The following is a 12,847-nucleotide window of genomic DNA, read 5'->3' on the forward strand; positions in this document are numbered from 1 at the left end:
CAGACAGGTAGGACCGCAGAGTTGAAGAAGCTGAACGTATTGTTGGTGGAAGACGACCCGTCATTGCTTGCGCTGACGTCCGCGCTCCTTCGGCCGCATTACAATGTTCTTCAAGCGTCCAATGTTGCCGATGCGCGTACAACGCTTGCGTCTCAATCGGTGGATATCGCCCTGCTGGACCTCGGGTTGCCGGATGAGGACGGTCTGGTACTGGCGCGATCGATGCGGGCGAAATCAGCGCATCCACCGATCATCTTCGTGTCGTCCCGCAATAGCGCGAGTGATAAGATCAGCGGGTTGGACATCGGGGGTGACGACTATCTGACCAAGCCGTTTGACCCGGATGAGCTTTTGTCCCGGATCAACGCAGTACTCAGACGTACAAACCCCCAGGCGCAGATGCCTCGGCAGGATAGCAAAGTCCGGCTGGGCGAGATCGAGATTGATCTGGACAGTCGACAGGTCTGGAACGCCCAGCACGAGGTCATACCCGTCACACGGGCCGAGTTCGACGTGCTGATGGCCATCGTCAATGCGAACGGTCGGGTGCTGTCCCGGTCGGTGCTGCTGGATGCGGTCGCCTTGTCCCCGGATCATGACGCCGGAGAGCGCACGATTGATGCTCTGGTTGCCAAGATCCGCAGGAAGCTTTCGGATGGCAGCGATGGTCCTAAAATCATCGTGACGGTCCACGGGGTCGGCTATCGACTGGGGGTGACACGACAGTGAAACCACGCGCCTTCATATATGACGAACCGATCAACGCGGTCACCCAGAACTTTCTGGACAAGAAGTTCGAGGCCCAATACCGCGATTGGTACTTCGAATCCACGCGCGGGCAATTCCGCACAGCGCTACTGTTTGGCGCGTCTTTTTACGTCGTCTTTGCTTTTCTTGAAGTTTTTGTTCTCCATTCCCGCAGCTTCTCGGGTCAGGATCTGGCCGTTTGGGGGGCAAGGCTGTTCATCATCTCGTTCATTTTTGGACTTTTCTTTTTCTCTCATAAACTTCCGGCGCGCACATTGCCCGTGATCATCTCCACCGGCTGGTCGATGATGTATCTTGCCATTTGGGCCGCCTTTGCTTTTTCCGGGGACCATGAATCCAAGGACTTCCTGTATCGCTTCGCGCTGATCAGCCTTGCGGGCACCGTTTTCCTGCCCTTTGTCTTCTCCCACTCGGCGGCTTTGCAACTTTTGCTGTTCGTACCGGTCTCATACTATCTGGTGTTCGACAAAACGAGTCTGAGCAGCGGGATGGACACCTGGATCGGCCCCTCCTTCGTTCTGGCTTCTACTGTTCTGATTGGTCTCTATGCGAAGTTCTTTTCCGAACGCACGCTGCGGGCGAATTTTGTGCAGAGCGTCTATCTGGAAAAAGCGCGCAACGATGCGGAAAAGGCGAATGAGGCGAAATCCCAGTTTCTGGCAACCGCAAGTCATGAGCTGCGCACGCCGCTGAATGGCATCGTCGGCAATATCCGCCTGATCAAATTGACCCCGCAGGACCCTGAGTCTCTGGACCAGAGACTGGATGAGATTGAACGCTCTAGCCTTGCGATGCGCAATCTGATCGACGATGTCCTGAACATCGCGCGTCTTGAAGAAAAGCCCGAAGATCGCGAATTCCGCACTTTCAACCTGTCCGAGGTTCTGCAAGACCTCGAGGCCGTCTTGCGCCCGCTGGCCCGGTCGAAGAACGTACAGTTGATCATCCCGCAGTTTGACGATGGCGTTTATCTCAGCGGCAACAGTGGTCACCTGAGACACATTCTGCTGAACCTTCTGGGCAACGCAGTAAAGTTCACGAATGAAGGCTCGGTCACGTTGTCCTTTGAGCAGTCAAAGCAGTCAGTGGCCTTTACGGTCAGCGATACTGGGATTGGCGTGCCCGAAGATCAGGTCAAGGATATCTTTGAACCCTTCACGCAGGCCTCGAACATCGACTCGCGCAAAACAGGTGGAACCGGGCTGGGGCTTTCGATTGTGCGTGGGCTTGTCTCAACGCTGAACGGGCAGGTGTCGGTCAAAAGCAATCTGGGCGAGGGGACAGTGTTCCGGGTCGAAGTGCCTTTCCACGCGGCCCCGGCCCCAAGCCCGCAATCCGAGATGGCGGGTTTTGCAGCCACGGTCGGGACAAAGCAAAACGTTCTGATCATAGAGGATGACCCGACCAGCATGGAGATCCTCAAAAGCCTGCTAGAGAGGGATGGCCATACGGTCACCGCAGCGGCCAACGGCAAAGAGGCAATTGCCCGCTTCCGTCCAGATGACACAGATTGCATTCTGACCGATATCCGACTGCCCGACACGACCGGCGTTCAACTGGCGCGCGATCTGAAGCAGATCGCCAAGGAAGCGGGATTGGACAAGCCGATCACGACCATCGCCGTGACGGCCAACGTGATGCCCGAAGATCTGGATGAATACACGAACGCTGGCTTTGATGCGGTTGTCTCCAAACCTCTGGATGAGCGGGTGCTATATGGTGCCATGCGGGCTTCACTCGGGCAGCCGTCGTCAGAGACATCCTACATTCCGAACACCGATGGAACCAAAGAACGCCTGCGGAAATTCCTGAGCAATGAAGAGTTGGAACAGGTTTTCCTGACATTCCGAGAGTCGCTCGAAGATTGTTATGTCGAGCTTAGGAAAGCGCAGGGCCAAGGCGACAGGGACCGGATCGAGTTCCTCGTTCACCGGGTCTATGGCAGTGTGTCCAGTTTTGGTGAGACGGAACTGGCCGCCAAGGCACAATCGGTCGAGGGGCTTTTGCGAAGCGGTGCCGAGAATTATAGCGCTGAGTTGGACAAGCTAATTCAATCCTGCGGGGTTGTCATTCAGGGTCTTAAACGACCAGCCTCATGATGTGATCTGTCAAAGCGCGGCCTGCGCCCGTTTGATCATCACCACTGATGCCGGGTCGCCACCACGTAGCGTTTCTGCAGATTTGAACGCATCGATGGCCTGGGCAAAACGCCCGGCCCGGAAATGCGCTAGGCCAGATTCGTAGGCCGCGATCCAGGCAGGCGGTTCAGGCGTGTCGCTGGCCATTGCGATCAGTTCAAAGACGACCAATTCCTCGGTGCGGCCCGCGATCTCCATCGTGTCCAATTCACGGGCAATGATCGCGTTGCCCGCTTCGCGCCGGGTTTCGGGGCCGATCAGGATTGCGGTGCCGTAGGTTTTGTTGACGCCTTCCAACCGGCTGGCGACGTTCACCACGTCGCCTATGGCAGTGTAGTTCAGGCGATGCTCGGACCCGATATTGCCAACCAGCGCTTCACCGCTGTTCAACCCGATCCGAACATGCAGGGCCTCGTCCGACTGGCTTTGGAGTGCAGAGTTTTCAATGTCTTCCACCAACTCCAACGCGGCGCGGCAGGCGTGTTCCGCGTGGTTCGGATTCTGCCTTGGCGCACCCCAGAAGGCCATTACTGCGTCGCCGATGAACTTGTCGAGCGTCCCGTCATGGCGTTCAATCGTTGAGGAGGCCGCGTTAAAGAACGGCTCCATCAGTTCCACGACCTTTGGGCCGTGTTTCTCAGCCAAACCGGTGAAGCCAGACACATCGCAGAACAGGACTGAGATTTGTTTGGTCTCGCCACCGGGTTGCGATTTCACACCTGCGGCGACCAGCATTTTCACCAGATCGGTCGGCACATATTTCCGAAAGGCCGAAAGCCCTGCCGCCATGCTCGCCGTCGCGGCCGATAGATTTTCAAGTTCTACCAAACGCGAAGGACGACGTGAGACTTGTTCGACATCGAACCGCTCAATCCGGCTGAGGTCTTCGGCGACGCGTGACAGCGGGTTGGCGACGACCCGGCGCACCAGCCAGATCGCGGCGATGGTCGCCAAGGCCACCACACCCAGAAGGATGTAAACCAGATTTATCAGCGTCCGGTCGATACCTGACAGAAAGGCCGATTCAGGGATGACCGTCGCCACACGCCAGCCATAGAACCCCAGCGGTGTCAAAGCGACTGCATAAGCCACGTCGTCGTACACGACCCGTTTTGTTAGGGTGCCCGCAACGACCTCGTCTGCCTCGGCCAGCAGTTTCTGGCCCGAGAGTTTCGCAACTTCGTAGAGCTCGCCCTCGCCCATGCGGGCGGGGGTGATTTCGTCCGCGTTGGGATCGGGCACGGCAATGACCTTGCCGTCAGCGCTAAGGATAAAGGCCGCGCCGAACTCGCCGGGGCGCAGGGATCCCAGAAAGCGGGACAGACGGTCGGTATCAATGGCAACCGACAGCACGCCTTGCCGCTGGCGGCGAACGTCGATTGGGCCGGAATAGGCAAACACCGTCTTGTCGCTGTTTGGCAGATCACGCACTTCGATCCAATCCGGTGTGTCGCGGTAGATGAAGTTGTCATACCATGGGTGTTCGCGCGGGTCGTAATCTGTCTCGGAAAAGCTGCGTTCTTCGAACTGGATGTCGCCGGGGATGAAGATATAGCGGTCCCGGCGCAGCTTCCTGTCGTGAATGTTCTCGTCGATCTCGATCATTTCAAGCCCGCTATCCCCCAGCCGGTGGGCTGCAAAGAAATTACCATCGGGCCAGCCGAATGTGATCCATGAGATATTTGGCTGAGATTGCAGCTGAGACAGAAACACAAATTCCCGCTTGTCGGCCTGACGTGTCTCGATCACGTTTTGAATGAAGATCGTCCGGACAGCGGCCCAGGCAGCCTCGGCGGATCTGAGGGTCAGGCCAACCTCGATCCGGACGGTGTTCGATATCTGGCTGTTGATCTCGGCTGCCAGCATCTGACTGTTGTCCCGCGCCGTAGACCACCACAGGGAATGCACGATGAAGGTCGACACGCCGATGGATAAAGCGACGAGCATTGACACAGCGATCCCAACGGTGACACGCATTGAAGCTCCACGGCGACCTACAGTGACTGGCGCTGCGATGCGGACAGTCAGGTTCGAGGTCAAGTCTAGGGGCTGCAACCGTCAGTTGCCAGTTGGTTTCAATCTGCGCGCTAACTTGTGTAGTTGGCGAGAGAAACGCTTGGACAGAAAAACCGGCAGATTGACGAGCGGGTCAATCTGCCGGTTTTTTTGGTATCTTCGGTCAGCTACGACCTTTCCATGGAACCAGCACGTTCTCAGCCTTGCGCATCAGGATATCGATGCCGTAGCCGATGATGCCAATCAGCACGATGCCCATGATCACGATGTCGGTCAGCTGGAATTTCGAGGCCGCGATGATCATCATACCAGCCCCTTTTTGCGCCGCGACCAGTTCCGCCGCAACAACTGTTCCCCAGCAGACGCCCATCGCGACCCGCGCACCCGTGAAGATCTCGGGCAGAGAGTTCGGGACGATCACATGACGCATGATCTGCCATTTGGATGCACCCAGCGAATAGGCCGCGTGGATCTTGGAGATATTCACACCCGAAACTCCCGCACGGGCGGCAATGGTCATGATCCAAAGGGCGGCAAGGAACAGCAGAACGATTTTGCCGGTCTCCCAGATGCCGAACCAGATGATGACCAGCGGGATCAGCGCCAGCGGAGGTACGGGTCGCATGAACTCGACAATCGGGTCGAACCAACCGCGGAACCAGCCCGACAAGCCCATCGCATAGCCCAACGGAATACCCACGATGGCCCCTGCGATGAAGCCTGCGATGACGCGAAGCAACGACCAACCCAAGTGCTGCCAGAGCGAGAAGTTCTGATAGCCTTCATTGGCGATCTCGAAAAAACGCGCAACGACCGTTTCCGGCGCAGGTAGCCAGATCGGGTTCATTTGCAAACCCTGCGCTGGCGTAAAGCTGATGGCGCCCTTCCCGGTCAGCGATACAGTGCCGTCGCCAACATTGACTTTTGCGTCAGGACCGATTGGATTGCCATTGATCGCGATGATCTTTGCGCCATCTGCGCGTTTGGCGTCGTCGTTCTTGTCAAACAAGATGGTCGAGGACCGCCCGGTTGGCGCAGCAAATGCATCGTCTTTGGCGAAGCCCGTACCGGGATCAACCTCGAAGTCTTCTGCATCTTCTCCGAAGGGTGGGACGCGGATGAAGACGGTGGCGTCATCGGTCGTGCCGTCTGCATTCTCGACCGTGTAGGTGAATTGGGTTTCCCCCACAAACGGCCCCGGAACATGTAGCGGGATCAGTTTCGATCCTGTGAATGCCGCCCAGATTACGAAGATAACCAGAATCGAGATGATTGAGGCTGCGCGATCCGCGCGTACAGCGCTTTCATCGCCAAAGGTTACAGTTTTCAGGCTGGTAAAGTCCTGACGGCTTTGCAGGCCCTTGCGCAGCAGGTGAACGATCAAAAACGCGCCGCCGAACAGGCCGATATAAAACAGAAGTACGATCATGATGCTTGCTCCGTCCGGCCCATGATTTCTTCTTCCATTTCCCAGATCATGGACAGGATTTCATCTCGGGTTTCGGCGAAACCTTCGGATTTTTTGACATCGCGAAGGTCGGCGTTCACGCCGCGTTCCGCGAAAGGCAGATTGTATTCCTTGTGGATGCGCCCCGGACGTGGGGCCATCACGATCAAGCGTTCACCCAGCAACAGGGCCTCCTCGACCGAGTGGGTGATCAGGATGATGGTTTTACCCGTTTCTTTCCAGAGCTTAAGGACCAGGCCTTGCATCTTTTCCCGGGTCAGCGCATCCAGCGCGCCCAAAGGTTCATCCATTAGGATCACGTCAGGCTCATTCGCCAGACACCGGGCCAGGGCCACGCGCTGCTGCATACCGCCCGACAGCTCATAGACGGCCTTTTCCTTGAAGTCCTGAAGGCCGACGACCTCAAGAAGATGGTCCGAGATCTTATCGCGCTCTTCTTTGGGCATGCCCTTCATGCGCGGGCCGAATTCCACATTTTCGCGCACGTTCATCCATTCGAACAAGGCGCCTTTCTGAAACACCATGCCGCGTTCCGCGTCCGGCCCTTCGACCACGTGGCCATTTAGCTCGACCCGGCCCGAGGTGGGCGCAAGGAAGCCCGCGACGATGTTCAGCAACGTTGTCTTGCCGCATCCCGAGGGCCCGAGGACCGAGACCAACTCACCTTCTTTAAGGCTGAGTGTGACGTCCTGAAGGGCCTGTACCGAGGTGCCGTTGGGCAAGTCAAAGCGCATGGACAAATCAATGATGTCCAGTTCAGGCATTCCGTTTCCTTCCTGCTGTTGTTTCCGAAGGCCAGCCGGATGACCGGCCCCCGGAATATGTATGTTGTATTAGTTGGACGCGGCCGCCAGCGGCGCGCTGTTTACAGCGCCCTCATAGGAGTCCAGCGCCGAGTCGATGCTGCCCGCATCCACAAAGACATTGGCAACGCCGCCCATGAACTCATGCGCGCCACCACCCAGCCATTTGTCAGACAGCTGCTCTTCAGCGGAGGGGAAGGTGAAGGTCGCGATGGTTGCCTCGGCATCGGCCAGGTCCATACCTGCATCCTTTGCGATCGCGGCCAGCATCTCATCCTTGGAGTCACCCGCGTTCCACTGCGCGTTTGCGTCAGCAGTCACTTTGAGGAACTTGGACAGCAGTTCAGGCTCTTCCTGAATGAACGAGGTCGGTGCACTTGTTACGTCGAACACCAGAATGCCAAGCTCTTCCTTTTCGGCGCCGGTCAACAGGATGTTGCCGTGGTCGAGCATACGACGCAGCGCGCCACCCCAGCCGCAGACCATGTCCAGGTTACCCTGAGCAAAGGCTGCTGCGCCGTCGGCGGGTGCCATGTCTACGATCTCGAGCGAGCTGGTATCCACACCGAAATGGGCCATCTGAGATAGGAACCCGTAGTGCGCGGCTGTGCCGATCGGAACACCGACTTTCTTGCCGTTCAACTCGCCGGCGTTGGTTTTGTCGATTTCCAGCGCTTCGGCCACGACGCAGTTGTCATTGTCCGAATAGCTAACCGCAACATCGACGGCCTGCAGGTCCTGACCAGCTGATGTGGCCACAACGAACGGCGGAACGCCTTGGCTTACAGCGATCTGAACGTCGCCGGATGCCATAGCAGCCGACATCGCAGTCCCGGTGTCGAACGACACCCAGTTGATCTTGACGCCCATCTCTTCTTCATAGGTGCCATTGGCCTTGGCGTATTGGAACGGCATCGGCCATTCGAGGAAATAGGCGACGGTGATTTCATCCGCAGCCGCTGCTTGTGATGCCGAAAACGCGGCAAGACCGGCGCAGGCCGTTGAGAGCAGATACTTTTTGATCATTGGTTTATGTTCTCCCTGTTGTGATGATCATTTTTTATATGGCCCGACTTTTTGCCGGACCGATGCCTGAGACAATAGACCCAAGATAGTGAAACAGCGAAACAAATTGTGCTGCGGCGCTGTAAAAACCGGGGGCAGAGCTGCGAAATTGGGCGCGAAGGCGCGCAAAATCCATTTGGCGGCTCTGCCGGGAATTGCTGTTTGTTTTCAACATGGTCTCAAGTTGAACCGCCCTCGTGCGCGGTTGCGCCAAAGACGTCTGGTCGAGCGTGATTGCGCTGGTGCCAGTGGAGGGAATCGACACCTCTGATCGCTGTTCCAAAGCGGGCGTCATAGTAGATCCCGTTCCTCCAACACCTTGCGCGCGACGCGGAAGCATTCAAGCGATTGAGGAACACCGCAATAGATTCCAACCACGTGAATGATCGACTGGATTTCCTCTTTGGTGACGCCGTTGTTCAGGGCGCCGTTACAGTGGATTTCCCATTCGTGCATTTTGCCCAACGCACCCAGCATTGCGAGGTTCATCATCGAACGCGTCTTGGCGTCAATCGTGTCGTCGCCCCAGCCAAAACCCCAGCACCAGGCGGTCATCGCCTCCTGAAAAGGGCGGGTGAAGTCATCCGCCGCCGCAAGGTTCTTTTCCACATATTCTGCGCCCAGGGTCGATTTGCGTTGCTTTAGCCCGGTTTCGAACAGGGTGTCATCCATAGGTCTTCCTCGTGATTATGCGACCCGTTGACTATTGGTCAGCCAATCCGGCAGACGGGTCTCCTGCCAGATGGGACTTGCCTTTATATCCAAATTCAAAAGCAATGAGTCGCAGGTCAACCTGCTTAGTGGCAGGTTCTACCGCACGGAATCCAAAAGCGTTTCAGGTCAGGCGGGGGTGTCCACGCCGTCCCGCATCCATTGCTGAAGCCGGGCGATGGAATGTTCGCTCATCACGCCGCATTTGGGGTCCAGAACCAGTGGGCCGGGCACATAGCCCTTGGACTTGAGGCCGCGATAGACGGATTCGACCAAGCGAATATCCTCGGCCACGGTGGTCTCGCGATCCTGTACAGCAAGCCCCCGGATCACATCGCTTTCATGGCCGCCTTCCGTATACCAGCCCCGCCAGACGGTGCATGTGTCCACGGTTTCGGCCCGCCAGTGATAGGTGTTCAGCACATTCCCCGGATAGCACTGGAATGAGAACATGGGCCAGAGGAACCACGATTGATAGTCGCCAGCATGGGGCACCGACAGGTCGATCGGATAGGTCATTTTGTCCAGCGCTTGACACTCGGTCGTGTGGCGCAACACGTAGCCGCCTTTTTCGTCTGGCCGGATGTCATAGGTTTCCGGCTTCACAACGCCCTCGGCAAAGGTGGGGTGGTTCGATGGGCAATGATAGCATTCCGAGTAGTTCTCGACCGAGACCTTCCAGTTGCAATCCTCCGGAATCTCGACCCATTCCAGCGGCGCAAGGTCATCTATATGGGGTACGAATTCGGCAATCTCTTCGCGCACGCCGGGATACCAGTCGTCCATCGGGGCGGCATCCTTGTCGAGATTGACAAAGATGAAGCCCAGAAAAATCTCGGTACGAACCTCGGTTAGGCAGATTTTTTCCCGTTCAAAGCCCGGGACCGACTTGATGTTGGGTCCTGCGCGCAGCCCGCCCGTTAGCTCATACGTCCATTGGTGATAAGGGCAGACCACGACCCGAGTGTTGCCGGTTCCGGTCACCATCTCATGCGCGCGGTGCTGGCACACGTTGTAGAAGGTGCGCACCACCTCATCCCTACCGCGAATGGCAAACAGGTTCTGACCAGCAATCTGAAAGGCAAAATAGTCACCCACATTCGGGATATCGGCCGCATGTCCTGCGAATTGCCATGTCCGCGCCAGCAGCCCGTTCATCTCATCTTCGAAGACGGCGGGATCGGTGTAGTAGCGGGCCTCGAGCGAGTGGGTGAGCGGCTTGGTCATGATGGATCCTCAACTTGGAAACCGAGGGGCTTGCCTTGGGTAGCGTTCATTTGTGTCGTTATGTGTTGACCGTGGTACATTTGTTTGATTATCAAATCCACAGAAATCTGCGACTCTGGAACAGGAATCCTGCGATGTCCAAGAAAGAACTGCCCGAACGCGCAAAGGTCGTCATTGTTGGCGGCGGGGTCATGGGCTGCGGCCTAGCCTACCACCTTGGCCACGAAGGATGGGGGGAGGAGACCATCCTGCTGGAAAAGGCCGAGCTGACCAGCGGCTCGACCTGGCACGCGGCGGGTCAGATCACTCATTCCACAAGCTCCTACGGGCTGGGCAAGATGGTCGACTACAATATCGGCCTCTATTCGAAAATGCTGGAAGAAGAGACCGGTCAGGCCGTCACGTGGCACGGTTGCGGCTCGTTCCGGCTGGCCTATACCGAGGATGAGATGGACTGGCTGCGCCATACGCTGTCCGTCGGTCGCGCCCTTGGCTTCAATATCGAGCTGGTGGGCCCCGAGTTCATTGCCGAAAAGCACCCGTTCTACAATCTCGATGGTGTTTTAGGCGCGCTGTATACGCCGGATGATGGCCATGTTGACCCTTCGAATGTGACTATGGCGATGGCGGCGGGTGCGCGGCAGAAAGGTGTGAAGATCTTCCGCCATTGCCGCGCGACCAACATCACGCAGAACGATGCAGGCGAATGGGTGGTCGAGACCGAACAGGGCACGATCACCTGCGAACATGTGGTCAACGCGGGCGGCACCTATGCGCGTCAAATGGGCGAATGGTCGGATCTACAGCTGCCCATGACCTCGATGACGCACCACTATTTTGTCACCGATAATGTGCCAGAATTTCAGGGTCTGGACACGGAATTGCCAGTGATCCGCGATGACAAGATGGTCTCGGGTTATATCCGGATGGAACAGAAAAAGGGCCTGATCGGGATCTACGAGAAAGAGAACTCGAACTCCGTCTGGCACGATGAATGCCCTTGGGAATACGAGAACTGGCTTTTTGAGGCCGACTATGACCGCGTTATGCCCTGGCTGGAAAACTCGCTGGAGCGAATGCCAATCTTTGCCGAACTGGGTATTACCCGCGAGGTGCATGGCGCGATCAGCCATCCGCCCGATGGCAACCCTATGGTTGGCCCTGCACCGGGCGTTAAGAATTACTGGTGCTGCTGCGGTACGCAGATCGGCATTGGCTGGGGTCCGGGTTTGACCCGCGAACTGGCGAAATGGATGGTTCACGGGGCCGCCGATATCAACATGCGCGACTATGACCCGCGCCGCTTTGGCAGCTACGCCAAGAAAGACTGGCAAGTCGTCAAGGCGCATGAAGACTATAAGCTGCGTCACGAAATCCCCTTTCCGCATTTCAACCGTCTTGAGGGGCGTCCGATCAAGCCGTCTCCGCTCTATGAGATCCTCAAGGACAAAGGCGCGGTCTATGAGGAGGTCTACGGCCACGAACGCCCCCGCTGGTTTGCGCGAAATGGCGTGGAACAGCGCGACCACTACTCGTTCCGCCGCAACGAGGTCTTCGACATGGTTGCGCTGGAATGTCAGGCCGTGCGTGAGCGCGTGGGGATCATGGACGTGACCGCCTTCACCAAGGTTGAGGTCTCGGGGCCGGATGCCTATGCGCTGCTGGATCGCCTGACCGCGAACAAGATGCCTCAGAAAGACGGTTCGATCACGCTGACTCATTTCTTGAACCGCAGAGGGCGGATCGAGCTTGAGACCACGATCGTGCGCATGGCCGAAGATCGCTACTATCTGGTCTGCGCCGCGTTCTTCGAGCAACGCCTTGTGGATCACCTGAACCAGAACCTCGCGGGAGAGACCGTCTCCGTCAAAACGCTCTCCGAAGATTGGTCGGCTTTGTCCCTGAACGGGCCAAAATCCCGCGAGGTGCTGGCCGAATGCACCGATGCTGACCTGTCCAATGCCGGTTTCCGGTGGTTGTCGGCGCAGGAAATCACTGTCGCCGGGCACAAGGTTTGGGCCTTCCGAATGTCTTATGCGGGTGAATTGGGCTGGGAATTCCACATGCCGGATGAGGCTTGCGTTGACGTCTACAACGCGCTCTGGGCCGCGGGTGAGGCATTCGGGATCGAGAACTACGGCTCGTTCGCGATGAACAGCTTGCGGATGGAGAAAGCCTTCCCTGGCGCTGGTGAGCTGACCAATGAGGTCACTTTGCCCGAGGCGAATGTGGGCCGATTCTTCAAGCTGGACAAAGAGTATCTGGGGGTTGAAGCCACCCGCGCCAGCGCCGCACAGGCCCAAGCCGGTCAAATGCCTTGGATCTGCGCCTATCTGGAAATCGAGCCGGACGGTATCGAAGATGGACATGGGGGTGAGGCAATCCGCATCGACGGAAAGGTCGTTGGCGCGACGGCTTCGGTTGCCTATGGCCATAGCGTCGGCAAGATCCTCGCCTTTGCTTTCGTCAAGCCACATGTGAATGTCCCCGGCACTGAGGTTGAGGTCGTGATCGCTGGCAGCCCGCGCAAGGGGCGTATCCTTGGCGAAGCGGCCTATGATCCAAAGTCCGAGCGTCCCAGAACGGACGCTCCAGCCGCAGTTCCGGCATAAATACGAAGGGGGCAGGGCGCGCGTTTCTGCCCCCCTCAA

10 protein-coding genes are annotated in these 12,847 nt (G+C 57.5%); 3 read left to right on the forward strand and 7 right to left on the reverse strand.

The annotated features are described in order from the left end of the window. The first annotated feature begins 21 nt into the window (after positions 1–21). Together ACR0B5_RS20850 and ACR0B5_RS20855 are read left to right on the forward strand one after the other, a co-directional pair. Entirely contained in the window at positions 22–729 is a 708-nt protein-coding gene (locus ACR0B5_RS20850) for a response regulator transcription factor (RefSeq protein ID WP_480543110.1), read from the forward strand. Then, on the forward strand, positions 726–2,867 hold the full coding sequence (locus ACR0B5_RS20855; RefSeq protein ID WP_480543112.1) for an ATP-binding protein: 2,142 nt from the start codon (positions 726–728) through the stop codon (positions 2,865–2,867). Before ACR0B5_RS20850 ends, ACR0B5_RS20855 begins: the two co-directional genes overlap by 4 nt. A gap of 9 nt (positions 2,868–2,876) precedes the next feature. Here the strand turns inward: ACR0B5_RS20855 and ACR0B5_RS20860 are convergent, their stop codons facing one another. The 7 genes from ACR0B5_RS20860 to ACR0B5_RS20890 form a co-directional block, all read right to left on the reverse strand. Further along, positions 2,877–4,883 (reverse strand): adenylate/guanylate cyclase domain-containing protein, encoded by a 2,007-nt coding sequence (locus tag ACR0B5_RS20860; protein ID WP_480543114.1) that lies wholly within the window; start codon positions 4,881–4,883, stop codon positions 2,877–2,879. A gap of 202 nt (positions 4,884–5,085) precedes the next feature. Next, positions 5,086–6,351, reverse strand: a complete 1,266-nt coding sequence (locus ACR0B5_RS20865) for an ABC transporter permease (protein WP_170376954.1) — start codon at positions 6,349–6,351, stop codon at positions 5,086–5,088. Further along, positions 6,348–7,154 (reverse strand): taurine ABC transporter ATP-binding protein, encoded by an 807-nt coding sequence (locus ACR0B5_RS20870; protein WP_170376956.1) that lies wholly within the window; start codon positions 7,152–7,154, stop codon positions 6,348–6,350. Before ACR0B5_RS20870 ends, ACR0B5_RS20865 begins: the two co-directional genes overlap by 4 nt. A gap of 69 nt (positions 7,155–7,223) precedes the next feature. Then, entirely contained in the window at positions 7,224–8,219 is a 996-nt protein-coding gene (locus tag ACR0B5_RS20875; RefSeq protein ID WP_170641131.1) for a taurine ABC transporter substrate-binding protein, read from the reverse strand. A 34-nt stretch (positions 8,220–8,253) separates the two neighbouring features. Then, positions 8,254–8,433, reverse strand: coding sequence for a hypothetical protein (locus tag ACR0B5_RS20880; RefSeq protein ID WP_480543117.1), 180 nt, complete (start codon positions 8,431–8,433; stop codon positions 8,254–8,256). A gap of 116 nt (positions 8,434–8,549) precedes the next feature. Continuing rightward, positions 8,550–8,930, reverse strand: coding sequence for a carboxymuconolactone decarboxylase family protein (locus tag ACR0B5_RS20885; protein WP_170376962.1), 381 nt, complete (start codon positions 8,928–8,930; stop codon positions 8,550–8,552). 168 nt (positions 8,931–9,098) lie between these two features. After that, complete coding sequence (locus ACR0B5_RS20890; protein ID WP_480543119.1) at positions 9,099–10,196, reverse strand: aromatic ring-hydroxylating oxygenase subunit alpha; 1,098 nt, start codon at positions 10,194–10,196, stop codon at positions 9,099–9,101. A gap of 134 nt (positions 10,197–10,330) precedes the next feature. On the opposite strand from ACR0B5_RS20890, the gene ACR0B5_RS20895 reads away from it, so the two are divergent. Further along, a complete protein-coding gene (locus ACR0B5_RS20895; protein WP_480543121.1) occupies positions 10,331–12,808 on the forward strand; it encodes an FAD-dependent oxidoreductase in 2,478 nt (825 codons plus the stop codon). Positions 12,809–12,847: the final 39 nt, after the last annotated feature.

Source organism: Ruegeria sp. AG1, assembly GCF_056541705.1.

Coding starts and splice junctions, on each gene's coding strand:
- ACR0B5_RS20890 (WP_480543119.1), bottom strand. CDS start 10,196: ATGACCAAGCCGCTCACCCACTCGCTCGAGGCCCGCTACTACACCGAT.
- ACR0B5_RS20895 (WP_480543121.1), top strand. CDS start 10,331: ATGTCCAAGAAAGAACTGCCCGAACGCGCAAAGGTCGTCATTGTTGGC.
- ACR0B5_RS20870 (WP_170376956.1), bottom strand. CDS start 7,154: ATGCCTGAACTGGACATCATTGATTTGTCCATGCGCTTTGACTTGCCC.
- ACR0B5_RS20865 (WP_170376954.1), bottom strand. CDS start 6,351: ATGATCGTACTTCTGTTTTATATCGGCCTGTTCGGCGGCGCGTTTTTG.
- ACR0B5_RS20885 (WP_170376962.1), bottom strand. CDS start 8,930: ATGGATGACACCCTGTTCGAAACCGGGCTAAAGCAACGCAAATCGACC.
- ACR0B5_RS20880 (WP_480543117.1), bottom strand. CDS start 8,433: ATGTTGAAAACAAACAGCAATTCCCGGCAGAGCCGCCAAATGGATTTT.
- ACR0B5_RS20875 (WP_170641131.1), bottom strand. CDS start 8,219: ATGATCAAAAAGTATCTGCTCTCAACGGCCTGCGCCGGTCTTGCCGCG.
- ACR0B5_RS20860 (WP_480543114.1), bottom strand. CDS start 4,883: ATGCGTGTCACCGTTGGGATCGCTGTGTCAATGCTCGTCGCTTTATCC.